The sequence below is a fragment of the Pedobacter sp. Leaf194 genome (genome assembly GCF_001423945.1).
Lineage (GTDB): Bacteria > Bacteroidota > Bacteroidia > Sphingobacteriales > Sphingobacteriaceae > Pedobacter.
The window spans coordinates 91,401-115,341 of the sequence record NZ_LMPU01000014.1 but is presented as its reverse complement, the minus strand read 5'-3'; the positions used below and the strand labels follow the sequence as shown (position 1 = coordinate 115,341).

At 39.7% G+C, this 23,941-nt stretch carries 21 protein-coding genes; 4 read left to right on the top strand and 17 right to left on the bottom strand.

Annotated elements, in window-relative coordinates; all coding sequences use genetic code 11:
* Positions 1–51: 51 nt before the first annotated feature.
* The 11 genes from ASG14_RS19310 to ASG14_RS19260 all read right to left on the bottom strand — a co-directional run bounded on the left by ASG14_RS19310 (position 52) and on the right by ASG14_RS19260 (position 15,504).
* A complete protein-coding gene (locus tag ASG14_RS19310; protein WP_056872718.1) occupies positions 52–1,677 on the bottom strand; it encodes an NADP-dependent glyceraldehyde-3-phosphate dehydrogenase in 1,626 nt (541 codons plus the stop codon).
* A gap of 97 nt (positions 1,678–1,774) precedes the next feature.
* Positions 1,775–3,214, bottom strand: a complete 1,440-nt coding sequence (locus ASG14_RS19305) for an MFS transporter (RefSeq protein ID WP_056872717.1) — start codon at positions 3,212–3,214, stop codon at positions 1,775–1,777.
* Positions 3,215–3,233: 19 nt separating this feature from the next.
* Positions 3,234–3,896, bottom strand: a complete 663-nt coding sequence (locus tag ASG14_RS19300; protein ID WP_200940375.1) for a bifunctional 4-hydroxy-2-oxoglutarate aldolase/2-dehydro-3-deoxy-phosphogluconate aldolase — start codon at positions 3,894–3,896, stop codon at positions 3,234–3,236.
* Positions 3,893–4,942 carry a sugar kinase gene (locus ASG14_RS19295; protein WP_056872716.1) on the bottom strand — a complete coding sequence of 350 codons (1,050 nt, stop codon included), beginning with the start codon at positions 4,940–4,942 and terminating at the stop codon, positions 3,893–3,895. The genes ASG14_RS19300 and ASG14_RS19295 overlap by 4 nt, the downstream gene beginning before the upstream one ends.
* A 113-nt stretch (positions 4,943–5,055) precedes the next feature.
* Entirely contained in the window at positions 5,056–6,456 is a 1,401-nt protein-coding gene (gene uxaC, locus ASG14_RS19290; RefSeq protein ID WP_056872715.1) for a glucuronate isomerase, read from the bottom strand.
* Positions 6,457–6,572: 116 nt separating this feature from the next.
* Positions 6,573–8,219, bottom strand: coding sequence for a UxaA family hydrolase (locus ASG14_RS19285; protein ID WP_056872714.1), 1,647 nt, complete (start codon positions 8,217–8,219; stop codon positions 6,573–6,575).
* A gap of 2 nt (positions 8,220–8,221) precedes the next feature.
* Positions 8,222–9,733 (bottom strand): tagaturonate reductase, encoded by a 1,512-nt coding sequence (locus ASG14_RS19280; protein WP_056872713.1) that lies wholly within the window; start codon positions 9,731–9,733, stop codon positions 8,222–8,224.
* A gap of 32 nt (positions 9,734–9,765) precedes the next feature.
* Positions 9,766–10,782 (bottom strand): pectate lyase, encoded by a 1,017-nt coding sequence (gene pelA, locus ASG14_RS19275; protein WP_082491723.1) that lies wholly within the window; start codon positions 10,780–10,782, stop codon positions 9,766–9,768.
* A 1-nt stretch (position 10,783) separates the two neighbouring features.
* Complete coding sequence (locus tag ASG14_RS19270; protein ID WP_056872711.1) at positions 10,784–12,718, bottom strand: DUF4350 domain-containing protein; 1,935 nt, start codon at positions 12,716–12,718, stop codon at positions 10,784–10,786.
* Between the two features lies 1 nt (position 12,719).
* Positions 12,720–14,330, bottom strand: coding sequence for a glycoside hydrolase family 28 protein (locus ASG14_RS19265; RefSeq protein ID WP_056872749.1), 1,611 nt, complete (start codon positions 14,328–14,330; stop codon positions 12,720–12,722).
* A gap of 217 nt (positions 14,331–14,547) precedes the next feature.
* Entirely contained in the window at positions 14,548–15,504 is a 957-nt protein-coding gene (locus ASG14_RS19260; RefSeq protein ID WP_056872710.1) for a pectinesterase family protein, read from the bottom strand.
* 237 nt (positions 15,505–15,741) lie between these two features.
* Between ASG14_RS19260 and ASG14_RS19255 the strand changes: the two genes are divergently transcribed.
* Together ASG14_RS19255 and ASG14_RS19250 are read left to right on the top strand one after the other, a co-directional pair.
* Positions 15,742–17,379: a glycoside hydrolase 43 family protein gene (locus ASG14_RS19255; protein ID WP_056872709.1), complete on the top strand. Its 1,638-nt coding sequence runs from the start codon at positions 15,742–15,744 to the stop codon at positions 17,377–17,379.
* A 2-nt stretch (positions 17,380–17,381) separates the two neighbouring features.
* Positions 17,382–18,170 carry a rhamnogalacturonan acetylesterase gene (locus tag ASG14_RS19250; protein ID WP_056872708.1) on the top strand — a complete coding sequence of 263 codons (789 nt, stop codon included), beginning with the start codon at positions 17,382–17,384 and terminating at the stop codon, positions 18,168–18,170.
* 36 nt (positions 18,171–18,206) lie between these two features.
* Here ASG14_RS19250 and ASG14_RS19245 read toward each other — a convergent pair whose 3' ends face one another.
* Positions 18,207–18,641 carry a carboxymuconolactone decarboxylase family protein gene (locus ASG14_RS19245; protein ID WP_056872707.1) on the bottom strand — a complete coding sequence of 145 codons (435 nt, stop codon included), beginning with the start codon at positions 18,639–18,641 and terminating at the stop codon, positions 18,207–18,209.
* A 142-nt stretch (positions 18,642–18,783) separates the two neighbouring features.
* On the opposite strand from ASG14_RS19245, the gene ASG14_RS19240 reads away from it, so the two are divergent.
* Complete coding sequence (locus ASG14_RS19240; protein WP_056872706.1) at positions 18,784–19,716, top strand: hydrogen peroxide-inducible genes activator; 933 nt, start codon at positions 18,784–18,786, stop codon at positions 19,714–19,716.
* Here the strand turns inward: ASG14_RS19240 and ASG14_RS19235 are convergent.
* From ASG14_RS19235 to ASG14_RS19215, 5 genes are all read right to left on the bottom strand, one after another.
* Positions 19,713–19,967 (bottom strand): hypothetical protein, encoded by a 255-nt coding sequence (locus tag ASG14_RS19235; RefSeq protein ID WP_056872705.1) that lies wholly within the window; start codon positions 19,965–19,967, stop codon positions 19,713–19,715. The two genes, ASG14_RS19240 and ASG14_RS19235, sit on opposite strands and share 4 nt — an antisense overlap.
* Before the next feature lie 17 nt (positions 19,968–19,984).
* Positions 19,985–20,422, bottom strand: coding sequence for a hypothetical protein (locus tag ASG14_RS19230; protein ID WP_056872704.1), 438 nt, complete (start codon positions 20,420–20,422; stop codon positions 19,985–19,987).
* A gap of 93 nt (positions 20,423–20,515) precedes the next feature.
* The gene (locus tag ASG14_RS19225) at positions 20,516–21,124 is read right to left on the bottom strand and encodes a superoxide dismutase (RefSeq protein ID WP_056872703.1); all 609 of its coding nucleotides are present in this window, start codon (positions 21,122–21,124) and stop codon (positions 20,516–20,518) included.
* A gap of 107 nt (positions 21,125–21,231) precedes the next feature.
* Positions 21,232–21,699 (bottom strand): nucleoside deaminase, encoded by a 468-nt coding sequence (locus ASG14_RS19220; protein WP_056872702.1) that lies wholly within the window; start codon positions 21,697–21,699, stop codon positions 21,232–21,234.
* 13 nt (positions 21,700–21,712) lie between these two features.
* Complete coding sequence (locus ASG14_RS19215; RefSeq protein WP_056872701.1) at positions 21,713–22,048, bottom strand: tRNA-binding protein; 336 nt, start codon at positions 22,046–22,048, stop codon at positions 21,713–21,715.
* A gap of 130 nt (positions 22,049–22,178) precedes the next feature.
* Here ASG14_RS19215 and ASG14_RS19210 point away from each other — a divergent pair, with 130 nt between their 5' ends.
* On the top strand, positions 22,179–23,870 hold the full coding sequence (locus ASG14_RS19210) for a sodium/sugar symporter (RefSeq protein WP_056872700.1): 1,692 nt from the start codon (positions 22,179–22,181) through the stop codon (positions 23,868–23,870).
* The last annotated feature ends 71 nt before the right edge of the window (positions 23,871–23,941 follow it).

Genomic DNA, 23,941 nt, shown 5'->3' with positions numbered 1-23,941 from the left:
TCAAAGATTTCTCCATTTGGTTATGTTAAGTCGAAATGGCTGTAAATTCTGCTAAAAAATATACTTTGTACTTAAAAAATTCGAATCATTGTCGCCAACAATTTCATTTAACAACTTTTTGTTGTTATCGGTAAGCTTGGTAGCAACCAGCGAACGTATGGAGAATGAACGCAATGCATCAACAACCGAGAGTGTGCCTTCTGCACTATCTTTTCTGCCTGTAAATGGAAAAACATCCGGGCCACGCTGGCATTGGCAATTAATATTAACGCGACTAACCTGATTAACCAAGGGATCAATTAGCGATGATATTACTGCAGCATTGTTACTAAAAATACTAACCTGCTGGCCGTGTGGCGAACCAATCAGGTACTCAATAGGTTCTTCGAGGTCATCAAATGGAACAACCGGAATAACAGGGCCGAATTGCTCTTCACGATATAACTTCATATTAGCATTTACCGGGTACATAATTGCTGGATAAACAAATGTTTCAAGCGTTTCGCCTCCGTTTTTATTCACCACTTTAGCCCCGTGAGCAATTGCATCGTCGATGCATTCTTTCAGATATTCGGGTTTATTTAGTTCAGGTAGCGGCGTTAAAGCCACACCTTTTTCCCAGGGCATACCAAATTTCAGTTTTTCCACTTCTGCCGACAAGCGTTTTAAAAATTCCTGCGCCAAACTACGGTGAACGTAAACGATCTTAATCGCGGTACAACGTTGCCCATTGAAAGAAAGCGAGCCTAAAACCGTTTCAGAAACTGCTAAATCTAAGTCTGCGTCTTTAGTTATAATGGCTGCATTTTTGGCGTCTAAACCCAAAATGGCTCGCAGGCGATTTACTTTCGGGTGCAATTTTTTAAGCTCATTAGCAACTTTACTCGAACCTATTAGCGTTAGCACATTAATTTTTCCCGATTTCATTAAACCCGGAACAATGATGTTTCCACGGCCGTAAATTGTATTTACAACCCCTTTCGGAAAGCTTGAACGAAATGCCTCTAAAAGCGGATAATGCAATAAAGTGCCGTGTTTAGGTGGTTTGAAAAGGAGCGTGTTGCCCATTATCAAAGCCGGAATTAACGTTGTAAATGTTTCGTTCAATGGATAGTTGAAAGGGCCCATGCAAAGTACCACGCCAAGCGGAGAACGGCGAACCTGAGCAACAATTCCCTGCTCAATTTCGAATCGTGATGATTGCCTGTCTATGTCTTTCAAAGCATCAATTGTTGCGTAAATGTATTCAACTGTGCGATCAAATTCTTTGATGGAATCGGTATAAGACTTACCTATTTCCCACATAATTAATTTAGCAACAATATCTTTTTGCGCTATCATTTTATGCGTAAAATTCTCCACGCAGCTAATGCGGTCGGCCACACTCATGGTTGGCCATTGTCCGCGGCCGTTATCATAAGCTTCAACGGCTGCATCGAGTGCTTCAGTAGATTCTTTTTCGGTGCACACCGGAAAACTCCCAATGCGTTTTCGTTTCAATCCATCAGCGGTTTTAACGCATACCGGAGAAAATACTTCATTAAAAGGACCGCTCCAGGTTTTCATTTCGCCGTTAGAAAGAAATTCTTTTTGATTAATTTCTTCCTTGAGCCTGAATTCATCCGGAATCTGGCTTTCATCAACGAAAATATTTTCGAGATTTAAAGTTTTGCTCAATTTGGTTTGTTTTTAGGGTTTATAATAATTTAATCTATAGTTTAAGTATAGATTTTAGTTGCTTCTTAAACGGAACCTTTGTGTTCCGTTTGGGTAATTATTTTAGTTCGATAACTTTATATTTGGGTACAAGTGTTTTCATCACGCTCCACCCAATGAGATAACAAACGGCACAAATCGAAAAGATGATGAAATAGCCCGCCTCTTCGCCTTTGAAACCCATGAAAACTATTTTGTTTTTACCGGTATAATCAAATAACAATCCTGAACCTTTGTTGATGATGAAAGAGCCTAAGCCGCCCGCCATACCGCCTATTCCGGTAATGGTGGCAATTGCCTTTTTAGGAAACATATCGCCAACCGTTGAAAATATATTTGCCGACCAGGCTTGGTGTGCTGCGCCGGCAATGCCGATGATAATCACAGGAATCCAATATGTTATGTGGCCCAGGGGTTGAGCCGCTAAAGCCAGCAGCGGGAAAAAAGCAAAAATAAGCATTGCCCGCATCCGGCCCTCATAAGGGTTCATGCCTCTCTTTTCAACAAAATATGTTGGTAGCCAGCCGCCTATAATGGATAACAAAGTAATCATGTAAAGCACAAACAGTGGGAATGCACTTTGGGTAGAATCCATCCCATAAACTGATTTTAGGTAAGCTGGTGTCCAAAATAAAAAGAACCACCAAACACCATCAGTCATAAATTTACCGAAAGCAAAAGCCCAGGTTTGTTTGTATTTAAAGCAATCGATAAACGATACTTTTTCTTTCGTTTCTTCTACATAGTCAACAAGTTTTCTGTCATTAATTACATCTTGCTGAATGTAAGCTAACTCTTCGGCGCTAACTCGTTTGTGTAACTCGGGCTTGTTGTAAACGAATATCCAAAGGCCCATCCAAACAAAACCTAATGCGCCAATAATTATGAAAGACATTTCCCAGCCATACGCTTTTGCGATAAATGGAATTGTGATGGGTGCCGCCAGTGCACCAACGGTTGCGCCGGCGTTGAAAATACTGGTGGCAAATGCCCTATCTTTTTTAGGGAAATATTCTGCAGTTGCTTTTATAGCTGCCGGGAAATTTCCTGCCTCGCCAACGGCTAAAACAAAACGTGCAAAGATGAATAAGGTTACACTTACCGAAACAACCATTCCGGTATCATTTATTCCGGCAATTATTTCTTTTGCGCCTTCGAAACTAACAAGCCAGTGGCCAGAGATTACACCAGATGTGGCAATGCCGCAAAATGCATGTAAACAAGCACCAACAGACCATACCCCAATTGCCCAAAGGAAACCTTTTTTTGTATCCAGCTTATCTACAAGTCTGCCGGCGAAAAGCATAGAAATCGCGTAGAAAATAGAAAATAAGGCTGTAATATTTCCGTAGTCGTTATTATCCCAGTGGAATTCAGGTTTGATAAAATCTGTCCAGGTTAATGAAAGAACTTGTCTGTCCAGGTAATTAATTGTGGTAGCAAGAAACAGCAGTAAACATATTGTCCATCTGTATTTGCCTATCTTTGGTTGGTTCATTTGGTTAGGTGTTTTTCTTTTACTTATTCTGCTGAATTAACTCAAGCGCCAGTTTTGTATTCTCGTGCAGTTCATCGTAAAGGCCTTTCGCCATAACATCTTTGCTGATGAGTTTGCTACCCATTCCAACCGCACAAACGCCCGCTTTAAACCAGGTTTTAAGGTTATCAGCATTTATTTCTACACCACCGGTCGGCATAAAAAGTTGTCCGGCAAACAAATCTTTAATAGAAGAAATAAATTCCGGACCTAAAATATTAGCCGGAAATATTTTAATCAGCATTGCTTTATGTTCCTGGGCAACACTAATTTCTGTTGGCGTCATACAGCCTGGAATCCACAGCATACCAATTTTATTGGCAATTTCTGCTACCGCAGGATTTACAATTGGCGCAACGATAAAATCTGTTCCGGCTTCGATAAATGCATTTGCATCTGCAGGCGTTTTTATCGTGCCAATGCCCAAGTATAAATCTGGCATTTCCGCATCGCGAATTTCTTTCAGCTTTTTAAAATTGGGCAAAGCAGATTTTCCTCTGTTTGTGTATTCGAAAACGCGAATGCCGGCCTTATACAACGTACGAAGAATTTCGACACTGCCTGCTTCGCTATCCTGATAGAAAAGAGGCAACATGCCCTGTTCCAAAATCGCGTCTAAAATTTTATGCTTATTGGTTATCATCTTATTATTCTATTTTCTATATCGGCAACTGTGCTTGTTGTTGCATCACTTGGAATATACAGTTTGTCGTAAGCGGCTGCGGTTGCAAAGTTCAAGGTATCTGCCTCACTTAAATCGTTATAAAAGCCATAAATTAAACCGGCCATAAAACAATCTCCGCTTCCAACTTTATCTAAAATCTCATCAGATACATATTCTGGCGAAACTGTTAATTGCTCACTTGTGTAAAGCGCCGTATAATATCTTATGCCTTTGCCATTGTCGAACCTGAATGTATTTGCAACAGCTTTGCAGGCGCTAAACAAACTTAATATTTCTTTGGATGTATCTTCTGCCTGTTGCAGTAACCTTTCCTTTGCATAACCTTCAGCAGGTTTTAAATCGTCGTGTAGTGCGGTTCCTAACATTTTGTTAGCTGCCCATACGTTACCCATAATCAGCGTACAATATTTGGCGAGTTCAGGCAAAATTTCATTCGGCTCTTTACCATATTTCCAAAGCTTTGCCCGATAATTTAAATCCAGGGAAATTGTAATGTTTTTTGCGCTCGCAACTTTTAATGCTTCCAAACAAACATCAGCAACCGCCTGGTTAATTGCAGGACAAATGGCGCTGAAATGAAACCAGCTTACACCTTCAAATAACTCATCCCAGTTTATCTGGCCAACTTTTAAACTGGCGAATGATGAATTTGCCCTATCGTAAATTACACCGGCGTTTTTTAAATCTTTTCCTTTCGGCAAATAGTATAGCCCCAAACGTTCGCCACCATAAACCATCGGTTTAGTGTCTACGTTTTTTTTATTCAGGTAGTCGGCAATTTCTTCGGTAACCGAATTTTGCGGCATGGCCGATAAATATGCAGAAGGAACGTTCCACAGCGCTAAAGCTGTAGCAACATTTAACTCGGCACCGCCAACATAAAATGGCAACTTATTTTCTTTTAACCAATGGCCATCCATATCCGGACAAATACGCAAAAGAATTTCTCCGAAGCTTAAAACTTTTTTTCCTTTTTTTAATGAAGATGATATTTGGTTGCTCATTTATTGTGATTACCCGGCCGGTTTTTAATGTTTTTTTAGCTTTCCCAAAATATTAAGGAAAACGATTGAAATGAATTGAATCCTCTTTTTTAAGCTGAAAAGCCTGTTTTCAGCTAGAATTTAAAGTAATTTTTTGCGTTAAAATACGAAATATCCTGCACTATTTTGCCAATCCACTCTAAGTCGTTTGGTAATTCGCCCCGCTCAACATCTTCGCCAAAAAGGTTACAAACTATTCTTCTGAAATACTCATGTCGCGGAAATGAAAGAAAACTTCTCGAATCGGTAAGCATGCCAACAAGTCGGCTCAAAAGTCCCATATTCGATAATGCGTTCAGTTGTTTTATCATGCCATCTTTTTGATCCAAAAACCACCAGGCAGAACCAAACTGAACTTTCCCTGCGATGGAACCATCGTTGAAGTTTCCAATCATGGTTGCAATTAATTCATTATCTGCCGGATTTAAATTGTAGATAATTGTTTTCGCAAGTTTATCCTGATTGTCCAACCTGTTCAAAAACTTAGAAAGCATTCTCGCCTGACTAAAATCGCCAATAGAATCCCAGCCTGTATCGGGGCCTAATTGCCTTAGCATGCGGGCGTTGTTATTGCGTAACGCACCTAAATGATATTGTTGTACCCAACCTTTTTCGTGGTCCCACTCGGCAAAATAGATTAGCATTGCCGATTTAAACTTTAAGTTCTCCTGGTAAGAAATACCTTTTTTACTACGAATTTTATCAAAGATTGAGGTAATTTCAGCATCTGTGTAATCTTCTGCATAGATTTGTTCCAAACCATGGTCGGATACTGAACATCCGTTTTCGGCAAAGTAATCGTGCCGGCTTTTCAGCGCATCAAGATAATCCTGAAAACCTGTGATCGTTTTATCAGCAACGGTTTCCAGTTTATCAATGTATTCATTTAAACCTTCAAGGTCATCGCTGTTCATTGCTTTATCAGGACGGAAGGCGGGCAACATTTTAAGGTTTGCACCTTCCCTTGCAAGTTGTTGATGGAAGTTTAAGCTATCCAACGGATCATCGGTCGTACAAACCGCCTCAACGTTCATTTTTGCCAGAAGGCCACGAACTGAATATTCTGCAGTTTGCAATTTTGAAGAACACTCATCATAAATCTTTTGCGCCGTTTTACCGGAAAGCAAATCAGTTATTCCGAAATATCTTTGTAACTCTAAATGTGTCCAATGGTATAAGGGGTTGCGTAAAGTGTAAGGAACCGTTTCAGCCCACTTTTCAAACTTTTCATAATCAGAACCAATTCCGGTAATAAATTTCTCGTCGACACCGTTTGCCCGCATTGCCCTCCATTTGTAATGGTCGCCGTATAACCAAACCTGACTGATGTTTGAAAACTGAACGTTGTTTGCAATTTGTTCAGGAATCAGATGATTATGGTAATCAATAATCGGCATCGACTTTGCAAAGTTATGGTAAAGCTTTTGCGCTGTTTTAGTTTCCAGAAGGAAGTTCTCGTCTAAAAAAGGTTTCATTTAAAGGAATGTTATTCAAGATATTGCGTCGTAATTGCAACCAATTATCTTTTTGCTCTGTTAAATATTATTTTATTTATTAACCATTTGTTTCATCATATTTAATAACGAAACGGCTATAAACTTACACCACGTTTCCATGGAATAAAGTCATCTTGATTTAGCAGTACTGCTTTCGGAATTACTTCTCCGCTCGCAGCTTTAATGCAATATTCAAGAATATCTTCACCCATTTGTTCAATCGTTTTTAAGCCTTCGATAACCGGTCCGCAGTTGATATCGATAATGTCGCCCATACGTTTTGTAAGCGCATTATTTGTTGATACCTTTATTGTTGGGCAAACCGGATTGCCGGTGGGGGTACCTAAACCGGTAGTGAATAAGATTAAAGTTGCTCCTGATGCTGCTTTCCCGGTTGTTGCTTCAACATCGTTTCCTGGTGTACAAACCAGGTTCAGGCCGGGTTTAGTTGCCGGTTCTGTATAGTCCAAAACATCTTCAACCGGCGATGTACCACCTTTTTTTGCCGCACCGGTACTTTTAATCGCATCGGTAATCAAGCCATCTTTTATGTTTCCCGGCGATGGATTCATGAAAAAACCAGAGCCGACATTTTCTGCAGCCTGATTATAAGCGGTCATGAGTTGAATAAACTTACGAGCCGCTGTTTCATCTTTGGTTCTGTCGATTAGCTGTTGCTCCGCTCCACAAAGTTCCGGGAATTCGGCAAGTAAAACCGTTCCGCCGAGGGCAACCAGTAAATCGGAAGTGTAACCAACAGCCGGATTTGCACTGATGCCACTAAAGCCATCGCTACCACCACATTTAACACCTAAAACCAGTTTGCTAAGTGGTGCAGGCTGGCGCTCAATCTCATTAATTTCGGTTAAACCGATAAAAGTTTTTCTTATCGCTTCCTTAACCAATTGTTCTTCGCTTTGCGACTGCTGTTGTTCGAAAATGAATAGTGGTTTATCGAAGTTCGGGCTGCGCTGTTTCAAGTCATTCACAAAATCCTGAACCTGTAAATTCTGGCAACCTAAACTTAAAACCGTAACGCCGGCAACATTTGGATGATCGGCATAAGCGGCCAGCAGTTTACTTAATACAGCCGCATCCTGACGTGTGCCACCGCAACCGCCCTGGTGATTCAAAAATTTTATGCCGTCTACATTTTTGAAAACGCGGTTTGCAGCAGGGTTTGGCAGGCCAAGAGAACCTGTATCTGCTTCCTGCAAGCTTTCGCCGTTCTTGTAAGCATCAACTAACTGATGCGTGTAAGATTTGTATTTATCGGTAACGGCGTAACCCAATTCGTTGTGTAAAGCCTCCCGAATTACATCAAGATTGCGGTTTTCGCAAAAAACAGTTGGGATAAATAACCAGTAATTAGCTGTTCCTACGCGGCCATCGCTGCGGTGGTAGCCATTAAAAGTCCGGCCCTCAAATTTTGAAACATCCGGAGCATGCCATTCGTAGTGATATGGGCGAAACTCAAAGGGATCTGAGGCATGTTTAGTATTTTCAGTGTCCATTAAACCACCTTTTAAGATGAAGTGCTGTGCTTTTCCAACCAAAACACCATACATCATAATCGGGTCACCAGGATTCATATCCTGCATAAAAAACTTATGCTTTGCGTGAATGTCATCCTGCAAGGTATATTCGTGTCCATCGTAAATCACCGTTTCGCCCTTTGCTAAATCTTGCAGGGCAACCAAAACGTTATCATTAGGATGAATTTTTAAGATTCTTGTTACCATTTTTAAATTGTTCTTTCTAAATGCAAGTTACTCAATGTTTCGATTGCACCTGTATTTTGTAATAAATCAACGTAATTTTTTATTGCTTGGTTAAAGCCGGGATAGTTGTTCAAGTTCTTATCCCATAAACGTCGGTCTCCTAAAATATTATCGATTGCAGTTTCCGGGTTTTGCCAGTAATTGTACAAAATCTCTGCAAATTCATCCTGAACGGGATAGGTTTTTCCACTTACATTGGCAACGTATTCTTCACCATCTTTTGTGGTATTCATAAAGATGATGTATGCTGCCAAACCTAATGCAATAAGTGGTGGTACCTCATTCTTCTGACTATAATATTTCCTGATTAAAGGCATATTACGCATTTGCATTTTCGAGGTGAAATTTAATGTTATAGCCTGCCACTGGTGCTCGAGGAAGGGATTACTGAAACGATCTATCACGCTAGAGGCAAACTCAACAGCATCCTGATAAGTGATGTCGTCGTTTTCTAACGAATGGGCAATCTCCTGGCGCATTAAGTTAGAAACATAGGTGGCAAAAACCTCGTTCGCCATGGCCTCTTTTACGGTATTAAACCCCGATAATATTGCCAAACCGCAACTTAAAGTATGCGTTCCATTAAGTAGACGAAGTTTAAGTTCTTTAAATTTATTTATCGAAGGCACAATGAAGATTCCTTTATCAGCCTGCTCAAAAGACAAAATATCTTTAACTTTCGGGTTAGCAGATTCAATTGCCCATAGCCTGAAAGGTTCGGCCATAATCATTAATTCATCTGTATAGCCCAAATCAGATTCTATTTTTTTCTGTTCATCAGCAGGAAGCTTTCCCGGAACAATTCTATCTACCAAGGTTTTACAGAAATGATTTGCGGTTTTTAGCCACTGCTCGAAATCCCAGCTTAGTTTGTTTTGTACAGAAAGCTTTAACAAAATTTCTTTTAATTTATCGGCATTGTCACTAATCAACTCTGTTGGCACGATAACCATTCCACTTTCTTCAGAACCATTAAAAGCCTGATATCTTTCGTGTAAAAAAGCAAGTAATTTACCCGGATAGGATTGAGGAGGTGCGTCAGTTATTTTGTCTTCGCTCATAACAATACCAACTTCAGTGGTATTGGAAATTACAACCTTCATCTCCGGGTTGTGCGCTGCCTTTAAAATTTCGTCCCAATCCTGCGAAGCAGATAAAACGCGGCTTATTGAGGAGTTAATTGTGTTTTCTTCTACGTTTGCGCCATCTTCTATTCCTTTTACGCAAAGGGTGTAAAGGTTGTCTTGTTTAGAAAAGGCATCTGCGCCACCTCTTGAAGTTGATTTTACCACCAAAACACGACCGTTGAAAATACCTTTTCTATTGGCTTTATCGATGAAATAATCTGGTAAACCCCGAAGTAAAACGCCTGTACCAAACTGAATTACTTTTTCTGGCAATTCTAAAAGGTCTGCCGAAGGAATATTTACATTTTTCCCGTTGATGTTTTTTAAATTTTCTTTGCTTAAAATCATGTTCTTAAGATTTCGCCGATGGCGAGTTAAACCTATTTCATTCCGTTGGATGCCAACCACTTCGGATAGTCTTTTTCTATTAATTTTTGTGCCCAGTTGCCGTACCAGCCATAACCATTTCTGCGTTCAGGGCTCAATTCTTCGAGTTTCAACTTTACTGTATTATCGCGGTCGCCGAAAATTGGTATGTTTTTATTTAGATCATAAAAACGGGACCAAACTACTGCACCATTATCCGCAATTAAGCCCGAGCCTGTTTTTTCTCTATCGAAACGATACCCAACAATTTTATATTCCGTAAACCATTTTAAAGCGCTGGTAATAGAATTTTGAATTTCCGTTGATGGGTTTTTGAATCGCATTAAGAAACGCACAATGCTTACCGATTCGCTGGTACTCAAAGATGCTGGTTCAAAGGCTCTTGCTTTTGCAGGTAACATAGTTTCTTTGTCATACTGGGCCGCCCAAATAGTTGGGTTTCCATTTTGCTTCACCTGCGTTTTTAAAATGCAACTCAGCCCTTTACTTACCGCAGTTTTAGCCTTTTCGATGTAAGCAGGGTTTACATTTTCAAAATCATTACTCTGCGTTACAATGTCTTGCAAAATGTTTAAAACGTTAATCATTGCATCATCGTTGTAGGTAATTTCCGAGCGATAAAGTGCTTTATCAGGATAATATTGTGGCCAGCCGCCATTCGCATATTGTGCCTCGAGAATAAAATCCAACCCTTTTTCGGCAGCCTTCAGATAATTTTTATTTTGTGTTTTTTTGTACGCTTTTACCAGGTAAACCACTTCTCTACTGGTTGCTTTATTATCAAAAGTGGCATGTAAAACTGTTGTGTTTTTTATCTTCTCTTTAAGTTCTGGCGTTAAAGGCGAATCGTAATTTACCACACTTTTATCTTCGAGCTGTTTAGGCCAGCCACCATTGTTTAACTGGTAAACCAGCATTTTATCGGCGGTAGAATCAGCAGGTAATTGCGCTCGGCAAGACATCAGCAACATGTGGCACGCCACGCATAAGAAAAGCTTTAAGTTCTTCATTCTATTTCTTTGTTGCCGGTACTTGTTTAACTAACCAGTTCACCAAATCGTTGGTAGCTTTAAAGTTTTCGAGGTCTTTTGGTAATTTTCTGCCATCGATGTACTCGTTGTAAAACCAAGGGTCGCCTACTGCGAAAACAGTTCCTTTTCCGTATTTTGCCGTCGCGATAATGACATCGCCTTTATCTGTCAGCGCAGAAACTGCCGGCGTTTTGGCTACGATTGTGGAAATCTCTTTGATGTATACTTTCCTGGCCGTTTTAAAAATTCCATTGCCCGAAGGAATATTAACAGCGCCCTGTTCGAAGTTTGAGCCCTGAACTTTATTGCGGCTATCTTCGTTAAAATGAATCCCAAAAGTTTCAGGCAGCACATTAAATTTTGCGATTTCACAGTTGCCAACATCATTCAGCAAAAGCACTAAAACGCCCCCGGCTTTTACCCATTCGCTAATTTGCTTTGCATGGGCAGCATCCATATAGTTCGGTTTTGCAGTCTCCTTTTCAGTATCCGGATCAACAATAATATAAATGTTTGTTCCCTTTAAATTCGCAGTTGTTGGTGCAGATGCAAGGGTTGTAGTTTTAACACCGGCATCATTAAATACCTTACCAAAAAGTGAAAATCCGTTGTTATCGTCCTCGTTCCACAGGTAGTGAAATGGAATTTTCTCGCCTGTTGGCCCGGTCATGTATTCGTTATTGAAAAAATTATCTACCGTTACGGTGTAACCTTTGCCGGGTTTAGGTAGTGCGGCGATTTCCATTTCGCTCGCAGCACAGATAAATGCTCCAACACCTTTTGGGTCGTTAGTAATCACTTTTTCGCTTATGTAATACTCAAAACTACCATCGCGATATTTCGGTTTACCGCCCAGGCCCGAAACTGATACTGTTTTCGTTAGGTTTACCCTATCAGCGCCTGCAGATTCTATAAACTCTTTTTTCAAACCCGCATAACCCTTATTCGCTGCGGTGGAGAAGGACTGTGGCAAATAGCCTTTGCGAACTCCTTTGGCAAAGCCATAAACAAACATGCTCGATGCAGAGGATTCAAGGTAGTTGCCTTTTCTGGCGGGCATGTCTAAAATGTCGTACCAAACACCGGATTTTGCATCCTGATACTTTAACGCCGCGGTAGCGGTACGGTTTAAAATGGCAACCAATTCTTTATATTTTGGGTGTGTCTTTGGAAAATTGTCGAGCACATCAACTAAAGCCATTATATACCAACCCATTGCCCTGCCCCAAAAATTAGGAGATTTTCCGCTTGTTTTATCAGCCCACTTTTCCAGTCTGCTTTCATCATATCCGTGATAAAGTAAACCTGTTTTCGCATCTCGCGAATTTTTTTCCATCAGGATAAACTGGTTTGCAATGTCAACAAATGAAGCGTCTTTTTTCATGAGTGCAGCATATTCCGCATAAAAGGGTTCGGCCATGTACAAGCCATCCAGCCACATCTGGTTTGGATAGATTTTCTTATGCCAGAAGCCGCCTTCTTTTGTTCGTGGCTGGTTTTGAAGCTGATTGTATAATGTTGTTGCCGCTGTTAAATATTTCTGTTGTCCGGTAACTTTATAGAGCAATAATAAAGAACGTCCGTTCTTAACATTGTCGATATTAAAATCTTCAGCCTTGTACGTTCTTATCGCTCCCGCCTTATCAACATAGGCATCCATCGAGCTTTGAATGTACTTAAAGTAATCACCATTACCGGTGTTGCGCCATACCTGTGCTGCGCCTTCCAGAACCACTCCCATATCGTAGCTCCATTTTGGCCCTTTAGCATCTTTTAGTACCGTGGTATCCTGAAACAAGGTTTCCATGGCAGTTAAAGTAAGCTGCTCTGATAATTTTTTTTGCGCAAAAGTGCTATTTGCTAATAACGCTAAAACCGCGATGATAAGTAAATTATTTAAGCTTAATTTTTTCATTTTATTTAGAAATTTCTAATGCTGTCTTATTTGCTTCTTCGCCAAAAGCTGATGTTTTTTTGGCCTTTGAAACATCGGTGCCGCTAACTTTTACACCCTTCGTTTTTTCTCCGGTGATGTTAAATAAAAGTTCAGTGCCATTTTTATATTGAAGCCCGTTAATATTAATATTTGCGCCGTTCTGTATCCGAACAATTGGATTAGTATTTTCGGTAATAACATTAACATTTTTAAGGAAAATATCAGATGCTTCAATAATTTCAATTCCCTTTTTAGCCTTGATGGTTACGTTTTCCAAATGAATGTTTTTGATGTTCATTTCCGGGAGCCCTCTTACAAAAATTGCTTTTTCAGCGCCGTTTGCTACCACATCTTTTATGTAGAAATTTTTAAATTGTGGCGTTGCTTCGGTAACAGGAACCATTACCGTTTTAATGGCTTCGCGTTTCTCACCTGCCAAAGGAACCGGATCTTGCGCCGCATAATACATGTCGAACAAGATTGCTTCACCAGGAATATCAATCATATTTATATTGTTTACATAAATATTTTCTACTACGCCACCCCGGCCGCGGGTTGTTTTAAAACGTAGGCCGATATCCGTTCCAATGAAAGAGCAATCGTAAACCCAGATATTTTTTGCGCCACCACTCATTTCGCTGCCAATTACAAAGCCCCCGTGTGCATGGTAAACTACGTTATTTCTTATGATCACGTTTTCAGTCGGCATTCCACGCTTTCTACCAGATTCATCTCTGCCCGACTTGATGCAAATGCCATCATCGCCAACATCAAAAGTACTGCCTTCAATTAGCACATTCCTGCAGGATTCAACATCAACTCCGTCGCCATTTTGGGCGAACCAGGGATTTTTTACCTGAAGGTTTCTCAGTGTTAAATCTTCGCACATTAATGGGTGCAGGTTCCAAGCGGGCGAATTTTGAAAAGTAACACCTTCCAGAAGAATTCTTTTGCAACTTGTTAGTACGAGCAGGTTGGGACGTAGAAAATCTTTAATATCTTCATAATCTGCAGCGGTTTTACCGGGAACAATTACACCTGCATTTTTTGTTTTAGAACCTTTAACAGTTTTTTGAGATGGGTACCAGAGCTTCCCATCCTCGCTAACCGAACCGCCAGAAGCAACTAATTTCTGCCACTGTGTTTCTGTTAGTTTATCTTTTTTAACCATGCGCCATGCGCCGCCATTACCATCAATTATGCCGGTGCCCGTAATTGCGATATTAACTAGATTTGTTCCTGATATAGGGCTTTGATTACGCCAGGCTGGCTGGCCTTCCCAATTGCCTTCAACCAATTTATATTGATTAAAATCATCAGTAAATTGGAGAATTGCATCGCGTTTTAAGTGCAGGTTTACATTACTTTTTAATTCGATTGGGCCCGTTAACCATAAACCTGAAGGAATTAAAACAACGCCGCCCCCTTTTTGGCTTACCGTAGCGATTGCCTTATTAATGTTTGTCGTATTTAACGTTAAGCCGTCGCCTTTGGCTCCGAATGCAGTAATGCTGGTTGTATCTTTTTTAAATTTAACTTGCTGAATAACCGGGATTGCTTGTTTCTGGGCAAAAACAACAGGCGTAGCCATTAAATTTAAGCCAACTAAAACTGAAAATACAAAATAGATTTTTTCTTTAAAAAGATTCATGTTTTGCTTCGTTAAATTATACTTGGTTATTATTAAAACAAGTGTACGGTCTTTAACCTGAAAACAGAAGAGAAATCTATGCAATCGTTGCCAAAGAAAATTGCAGGTATTTCAAGCTTAAAGCTGTTAAGTATTTTACTATCAAATATTTAACTTTTTATTTTACTTGCGGAACCCACCCTTGGAAAACGTTTTCCAAAGTGTAGGCTTTATATTCGCTTTCTGTTAACTGATGCGACCAGGGAACCCTTTGGTTAGCATTTGCGCCTTTGCCTGTATTTTTATATTCTGCGTAATAGGCCGTCTGTTCGTTCGTTTCCTTACCCCAGTTATTCCATCCCAAAGGGTTTATGAGCGCCGGTAACTCGCAATTTAAATAAACAACTTTTGCGAAAGGCCGCCAAGGTCTACCCAAATAAAAGCTGCTTTCGGCGGCGTCGCCGGTTATTTTGCAATTGTTAAAAACGTATCCGAATTTCGTTGTGTCTGCTGTGGAGGCGGCAGTAATGTAGCCCGCTTTTTTGCAAAAAACGGTACATTTTTCAAACCACGCGGTAGAGGCGCCGAAGATGAAATCAACCGTGCCTTCGATGTAGCAATTGTAATAGTATTGCCGGTTATTTGCGCCATAGGTGTAAAGCGTATCCTGAAAGCCGATGAATCTGCAGTTGTTGAAAATTAGCTTATCCCCGCCGGCCCAAACGGCTACAGCTTGCCCCACAGGGCCCGACGAGTTTTCGAACGTGATGTTTTCTGCACTGAATCCTTCGCCATAAATATAGAAACTTGATGAGCCAGACGTTCCTTTTTCTTCTCCGAAAATGTTTTTCTTCTGGTTATAATCATCATAGGTTAAAATGGTTTCTAGCAGACTTTCGCCGATAAATTTTACGTTTTTTTTAGATGCAGCTAAAACAAGTTTCTCTTTATACTTACCTTTTTTAATGAAGATTATGGTGGTTTTGTTCCTGAAATCGGGTACAGCGTTTATCGCTTCCTGCACTGTCCTGAAGTTTCCTGAGCCGTCAACCGCGACAACGAAATCGGGTTTAACCTCGGTTGCATTTCCGCAAAGCGAAAACGATAAAAGCATAAGAAAGACGAGATTTTTCATATGATAGATAGATAAAATTAAATCGGCCACGTTTGCGGTAAACCTTAAACGCGGCCGCAGATAATTAATATATGATGGACAATTTTACTCATTAAACTCATTTGCAGAGCAGGTTCGCCTAAAATAAACATCGCAAACGATAACGGGAACGATTGCACAATAAAGATTGGATTAAAATCAAAAATCACTTAATCTTGTTAAACCAAATATAACCAATCGGTTTTCAAAAATCATTGTATGAAACTGTTGTTAAGCATACCTTTTCTTTTATTAACCTATTTAACTTCTTTTGCACAACTCGGAAAAACAAATTACGTTTCTAAAGTTTGGGTGTCTGATTTAGGAAACGGCAGCTATAAAAATCCTGTGCTACATGCCGATTATTCGGATCCTGATGCTATTCGTGTTGGTGATGACTTTTATATGGTTTCTTCGAGTTTCGATGCGGTTCCGGGTTTGCCAATTCTTCACTCGAAAGATTTGGTAAACTGGAAAATTATAGGTCATGCGATGTTGCGCCAGCCACCCTTTGAACATTTTGAAAAAACACAGCACGGAAACGGTGTTTGGGCACCAGCAATACGTTACCGAAATGGCGAATTCTACATTTATTACCCCGACCCGGATTTCGGAATCTACCTTGTTAAAACAAAAAATATAAACAGTAGCTGGTCTGCACCTCAATTGGTGGTTGCCGGCAAAGGCCTTATAGATCCTTGCCCGCTTTGGGATGAAGATGGAAAAGTTTACCTCGCGTACGCCTATGCAGGCAGCCGTGCGGGTATAAAAAGTGTACTCGCTGTATTGCCGTTAAACGCCGGTGGAGATAAAGCAACAGCTGCCGGAACAATTGTATACGACGGACATGAGTTAGACCCAACCATAGAAGGGCCAAAGTTTTATAAAAGAAATGCTTATTACTATCTTTTTGCACCGGCTGGTGGTGTTTCTACTGGCTGGCAAGTTGTGCTGAGAAGTGAAAATATTTATGGGCCGTACGAGCGCAAAGTAGTTATGGACCAGGGTTCCTCTGGCATAAATGGTCCGCACCAGGGTGCCTGGGTAAATACCCAAACTGGCGAAGATTGGTTCCTTCATTTTCAGGATAAGGATGCTTATGGACGAGTAGTTCATCTGCAGCCTATGAAATGGATTAAAGACTGGCCGGTTATTGGATTCGATAAAGATTCTGATGGTAAGGGTGAGCCAGTTTCAATTTTCAAAAAGCCAAATGTGGGCACAGTTTATCTGCCGGAGACGCCGGCAGAGAGTGATGAATTTAACTCGCAAAAATTAGGTTTACAGTGGCAATGGCAGGCAAATCCTCAGGCTACCTGGGCCTTTAACGATGCTGCAGAAGGTGTGCTTAAATTGTATACCGCAAAAATTCCTGATGAAGCTAAAAATCTTTGGGATGTACCTAATTTATTACTGCAAAAGTTTCCGGCTGAAGCATTTATGGTAACCACAAAGCTTGAATTTAAACCAAATCCTAAGCTCGATAACGAGCAGACCGGGCTGGTAATTATCGGAAGAAATTATGCCACGCTCAAGCTAAAAAATAAAAAAGACGGCATCCATCTGGTTTACGGTAATTGCAATGATGCAGATAAAGGAAATATCGAAAACGAGAAAGAAATCGCCAAGCTTAAATTTTCAACCATTTATTTAAGGGTTGAAGTAAAGCCTGGCGCAAAATGCCAGTTTAGCTATAGCGAAGACGGGCTAGCATTTACGTCGGTTTCTGATGAATTTAAGGCGGTTGCGGGCCAGTGGATTGGCGCAAAAATTGGGTTGTATGCAATAAGAGCTTCCCAAACTAATGATTCTGGTGTAGCTGAATTTGACTGGTTTCGTGTTGATAAACTTAAATAGATATGAAAAACAGACTGCTTTTTGCCTCGTTATCTTTAGTTGCCTTTTCTTTTTCTTTTACAATAAAACCAGCGCCAGTTAAGGTTTTTTTAATTGGCGACTCTACAGTTGCAGATTATAGTCTTGAAAGTAATTATAAACAAAAAAAGTACCCTATAACTGGGTGGGGGCAGGTTTTTCAACGATTCTTAGTTAGGGACAGCCTAAAGAAAGTCAACCATTTAATTAAAAGCGACAGCGCTATAGTTGTTGATAAGGCGGTAGGCGGCAGAAGCACAAGAAGCTTTTTTGAAGAAGGTAGGTGGAAAGATGTTTTTCAGTCTTTGGAAAAAAACGATTTGGTTTTAATTCAATTCGGGCACAACGATGCTGCAAAAGATAAACCTGAAAGATATACACCAGTTGAAGCGTATAAAGATTTTTTAAGGATGTATGTAAACGAAACCAGGAAAAAGAAAGCCGTTCCAGTTTTGATTACGCCTGTTAGCAGAAATTACCCCTGGAAAGATGGCAAATTGGGCAACGCTCACGGTGATTATCCGCAGGCGGTTAGAGACGTTGCTGCGGAGCTAAAGGTGCCGCTGGTCGACTTAACCATCCGATCGGCAGAATATTTTACCAGCAAAGGGAAGGATTTTGTATCAGCGAAATATTTTATGAACCTGGATTCTGGTCGATATGAGGCTTATCCAAAAGGCCAGAAGGACAATACGCACTTTCAGCCAGCAGGTGCAGCCGAAGTAGCGCGGTTAGTCTTTAATGAGCTCAAAAGAATTAACATCAGGAAATAATTTTATCTGGCGGCTAGGCCAGACAAAATTTCCTTTTTAGCCAACCATCGTTCTGGAAGTTATCGCAATCCTGTTCCATGCATTAATGGTTGCAATTGCGATAATAATTTGGGCTAAATAATGCTCGTCGAAAAGGCTTGCTGCTTTGTTATAGGTTTTATCAGAAACATGACTGGTAATCAAAGTTACCTCTTCGGTTAGTGCTAAAATTGCCTGTTCTTCTTCTGTAAATAAATTTGTTTCTCTCCAGGCATTAAGCAGATAAATCCTTTGTTCCGTTTCCCCTAACTTTCTTGCATCGGTACTGTGCATGTTGATGCAAAATGCGCAGCCATTTATTTGCGACGCCCGCAGCTTAATCAATTCTTTGTGGGTGGGCGTTAAAGCACTTGATGCTAAATATTTTTCTAAAGCATACATAGCCTGATAGGCTGCCGGCTCTGTTTTCTGAATGTCTATTCTACTTTCCATTTTTATTTTGTTTAAATTAAGTTGTAAAAATCGGCATTGGTTTTCTCAGAAAACTTAATCTAGTTTAAGAAATAATCGAAGCCTCGGAAAATACTTATAGTTATAATTTATATATTTGATATTATAAATCAATTTTAGCTATATGACTTTAGTTCAGCTCGAATACATTGTTGCCGTTGATACTTACAGGAGTTTTGTAACTGCTGCTGATAAGTGTTTTGTTACACAACCTACATTAAGTATGCAGGTGCAAAAGCTTGAGGAGTTGCTGAGCGTAAAAATATTCGACAGAAGTAAGCAACCTGTAAGTCCGACGGAGATTGGATCCCAGATTGTTGCTCAGGCAAGAATTATTTTGCAGGAAAGTGGTAAGATAAAAGAACTAATCAGCAGTCAGCAACAGGATGTTTTGGGAGAGCTTCGAATCGGTGTTATTCCTACGGTTGCACCATATCTGCTACCTGAAGTTATATCATCAATGTTAGAAAAATATCCGGAATTAAAATTGATGATCTGGGAATATACAACTGAAGACATTATCCATCACTTAAAAACCGGCGTTTTGGATTGTGGTATTTTAGCAACACCTTTAACGGATGTAAACATTGTAGAAATGCCGCTTTACTATGAAAATTTTGTGAGTTACATTAGCAAAAACAGTAAACTTTATAAAAAGAAAGCGGTTGATGCTGAGGATTTAAACGATGAGAATATCTGGTTGTTAAATGAAGGTCATTGTATGCGAAATCAGGTCTTAAATATTTGCCGCTCTACAAAAAATAATCGTTTGCAAGGCTTAGAATATAATACGGGAAGCGTTGAAACCCTTGTGAGAATGGTCGACTTAAATGGTGGTGCTACCTTACTTCCCGAGCTTGCCATTGCGGAGTTAAACACCAAACAAATTAATAAAATAAGACATTTCAAGTCGCCGGAACCTGTAAGAGAAATCAGTTTGGTAACGCATAAAAATTTCATAAAAAAGCGCATGTTGAACGCGTTGAAAGATGAAATTTTAGAGATTATCCCTAAAGCAATGAAGCAGAAAAAGAAAAAGGATATTGTTGGAATTTAACGCCGTTCTAATAAATCAATACTGTTAAAATCTTTTTTATTGGAAACATGATCGGCCAGTTTGTAACCTTTAGTATGGGGGTTTTTATCATCCAGAAAAATTAAAATTATTAACGAGATTATCGGTATAATAAAGGATATGAAAAACCAGAACCAAAAGTTTCTACCGGTTCTCTTTGCCAGGAAACCGGCCAGAAGCTGAGGAGAAAGCAGCAGGCAAAGTACAAGAGACCCGACTAAGATTTCAGGCATTGTAATGTTAATGGATGTTAATTTACTTTTTCTGGTTTAAGTAAAAGGCCGTTTATATCACCTTCAACCTCTTCTTCTTCGCCTTTTTTCTTTTTCTTGTTGGCTTTACCACTCAAACGGTCTTCAATTATTTTATCGTATTTCGCTTGCTGTTCGCCTTTTAAAACATTTCGAATGCTTTTTGAAGTTTCATTTTGCATTTTGTAATACTTGTCAACATCGTCTTCTTTGGTATGGCCGGCCTGTTGTCTCTTAACTAAATCTGATTGTTCTTTAGCCTGATTATAGGTGAGGCTGTAGATTATACTTTTTTGGGTGTCGTTAAGTTTTAGCTTTTTATCCAAATCTTCCACATTTTTCTTCGCAATCTCAGTTGGCGTTGGCGCTTTCTGTTGCGCCATAGATAACATAGCAAAGCCAACAACCATTAAAAATAAAACTATAACGTTTTTCATTTTGGTAAAATATTATATGCGAAGGTATTAATTAATAAGAAAGCCTGCAAATTGTGTTTGCAGGCTTTTCAAAATCTATTTAGATAATGCTGGTTACAACGCTTTTTTATAAAGTTCTGCAACAGCATCCCAATTAACAACATTCCAGATAGCCGCTAAGTAATCCGGACGTTTGTTCTGATATTTTAAATAATAGGCATGTTCCCAAACATCAATACCCAAAATTGGCGTACCTTTTACTTCGGCAACATCCATCAAAGGATTATCTTGGTTAGGCGTAGAAGAAACCTGAAGTTTTTTATCAGCACCAACTGATAACCAAGCCCAGCCAGAACCGAAACGTGTAGCGCCAGCTTCCTGCATTTTAGTTTTTAAATCAGCAAAAGATCCAAAAGTATCTTTTATTGCTTTTGCTAAATCGCCGGTTGGTTCGCCACCTTTATTCGGACCTAAAATGTTCCAGAATAAAGAGTGATTATAATGTCCGCCACCGTTATTTCTAACTGCAGCAGGGTATTTAGAAATATTTTTTACGATATCCTCGATACTTGAGTTCGCTTCAGGCTTACCTTCTAACGCTTTATTAAGGTTAGTAACATAAGCTTGGTGATGTTTGTCATGGTGGATTTCCATGGTCATTTTATCAATATGCGGTTCTAATGCATCGGTTGCGTAGTGTAACGCAGGTAATTCAAAAGCCATAATATTTATATGTTTAAAGTTTAAAAAATGTTTCTTGAAGCAAATATAACATTCGAAGGTTAAGTTTTGTTCACGTTATTATCATCAATTGGTTTTGTAGCGATTACTTATCTCCTTTTGGCAAAGAAACTTTTCATTAACATGGCGCACTCTTCTGCCAATACGCCACCTTTTAGCACAGTTTTTGGATGTAGCAAATTTGTTCCTTTAGATAAAAATCCGCGTTTTTCTTCACGGGCGCCGTAAACTATCCTGCTTATCTGCGTCCAGTAGCTAGCGCCTGCACACATTACGCAAGGCTCTATGGTTACGTATAATGTACAATCGGTTAAATACTTTCCGCCGATGGTTTGGCTTGCCGACGTAAAAGCCTGCATTTCTGCATGGGCAGTAACATCATTAAAACGTTCGGTTAAATTGTATCCACGGCCAATTACACGGTTTTTGGCAACTACAATGGCTCCGATTGGAATTTCATCTTCTGCCAGGGCTTTCTGCGCTTCTGCCAACGCCAGCTTCATGTAATGAACATCTTCTGCTTCCAGATCGTTACCCTCGAAATTATAAAAACTCATGTTCAAATATACCTTATATCATTTTACTTCCGTTAGGAACTTTCCCATTGAGCGTTGTTAAAACGATATCGCCATTTTCATCGGCAAAACCTGTAACCAAAAACTCCGACATAAATTTTCCAATTTGTTTTTTTGGGAAATTAACCACACCGATAATCTGTTTGCCTGGCAACTCCTCTTTTTTGTAAAGTTTAGTTATCTGGGCACTACTCGTTTTGATTCCAAATTCACCAAAATCTACCTTGAGTTTGTACGCAGGTTTACGTGCTTCAGGAAAATCAAAAGCCTCCAGAATTGTTCCGGCCCGTAGTTCTACTTTTTCAAAATCGTTCCACGTTATTTCTTCCATAACTTTAATTTTCGCCTAAATTAATGATCTTGCATGTGATTAGGCGGCTTGATAAAATTTTAATTTAACACAGATTTTATTTTTTGAATTACTACATTTAAAATACAAAACCGAATTATATTTTAATTTAATGAAAAATTCCCTGCTCGATTCGAAAGATTACATTGTTTTTCTTGTCTACTTTGTTATTGTTTCAGCCTACGGCTTGTACATTTATAAAAGGAAAAAATCTGCAGAGGGTGGTTCTAAAGACTATTTTTTAGCCGAAGGTTCATTAACCTGGTGGGCAATTGGTGCATCGCTGATTGCATCAAACATCTCTGCAGAGCAGATGATTGGCATGAGCGGTTCGGGCTTTAAACTGGGCCTTGCAATATCCGCTTACGAATGGATGGCTGCCGCTACGCTGATTGTTGTAGCAGTGTTTTTTATGCCCGTTTATTTAAAGAACAAAATTTTTACAATGCCTCAGTTCCTGCATCAACGCTACAATTCTACCGTAGCTATGATTATGGCCGTATTCTGGTTGATGCTTTATATTGTGGTAAATTTAATGTCGATCCTATATCTTGGTGCGCTTGCCATTAGTGGGATTTCGGGTTTCGACATCTCCATTTGCATTTGGGCACTTGCAATTTTCGCTATTATAATTACACTTGGAGGCATGAAAGTGATTGGTTATACTGATGTAATCCAGGTGTTCTTCCTTGTACTTGGCGGATTGGTGGCAACCTACATTGCATTAAACTTAATTTCTGATGGAAAGGGAATTGGTGCCGGATTTACAATGCTGAAAGAAGGTGCTTCTGAACATTTTCACTTAATCTTTAAAAAAGATAATCCCAACTATATCGATTTGCCGGGCTTAAGCGTGCTGATTGGCGGTATGTGGATTGCAAATCTAAGCTACTGGGGTTGTAACCAATACATTACTCAAAGAGCTTTAGGTGCATCACTACCGACTGCAAGGGGTGGTTTGCTCTTTGCCGCATTCTTGAAAATGTTAATGCCGGTAATTGTTGTTGTTCCCGGAATTGCCGTTTATTACATCATAAAGAATAACGTTGGTGGTATAAATGCGTCGCAATTGTTAACTTCAACAGGAGTTTCCGACCCCAATAAGGCTTACCCGGCCTTGTTAACTTTACTTCCTGCCGGGTTAAAGGGACTATCTTTCGCGGCATTAACAGCGGCGATTGTCGCGTCTTTAGCGGGTAAAGCAAATAGTATTGCCACCATTTTTACGCTCGATATTTATAAAAAAGCCTTTAATACCGGAGCTTCTGAAACCAATCTTGTTAACGTTGGTAAAATCGCCGTAATTGTTTCAATGTTTTTGGCTGTAATTCTGTCATTCGGCTTTGGCGAAGGTTTAATGGGTGAAGGCAAGCAAGGTTTTCAATACATTCAGGAATATACAGGCTTTGTTTCTCCGGGTATTTTTGCCATGTTTATTTTTGGCTTTTTCTGGAAAAAGACCACTTCCAACGCAGCGCTTTTTGCCACGATAGGTGGATTTATCTTCTCTGTAATTTTAAAATTCCTGCCCAAATGGACAGACTTATCCGGCCTTCATCAGTTTGGCTGGTCGGTAGATAATGGTAAAGGTGTTTTTGAAATACCTTTTATGGATAGAATGCTTATCGTATTTGCCTGCTGCGCAATTGGTATGTACATTATTAGTATCGTAGAGAATAAGAAGGGCGTTGTTCCAAATGGCTTGGAGATTGATACAAAGATGTTCAAAACAACCACTGGGTTTGCAATTGGAGCACTCTTGATTATCGGTCTTATTGTTGCACTTTACACCATTTACTGGTAGAAAGCATTCTACAAAACGGCTTTTCCTGAAAAGAAATGCTTTTTATTTGTATGAGATGACCTAAACGAAAG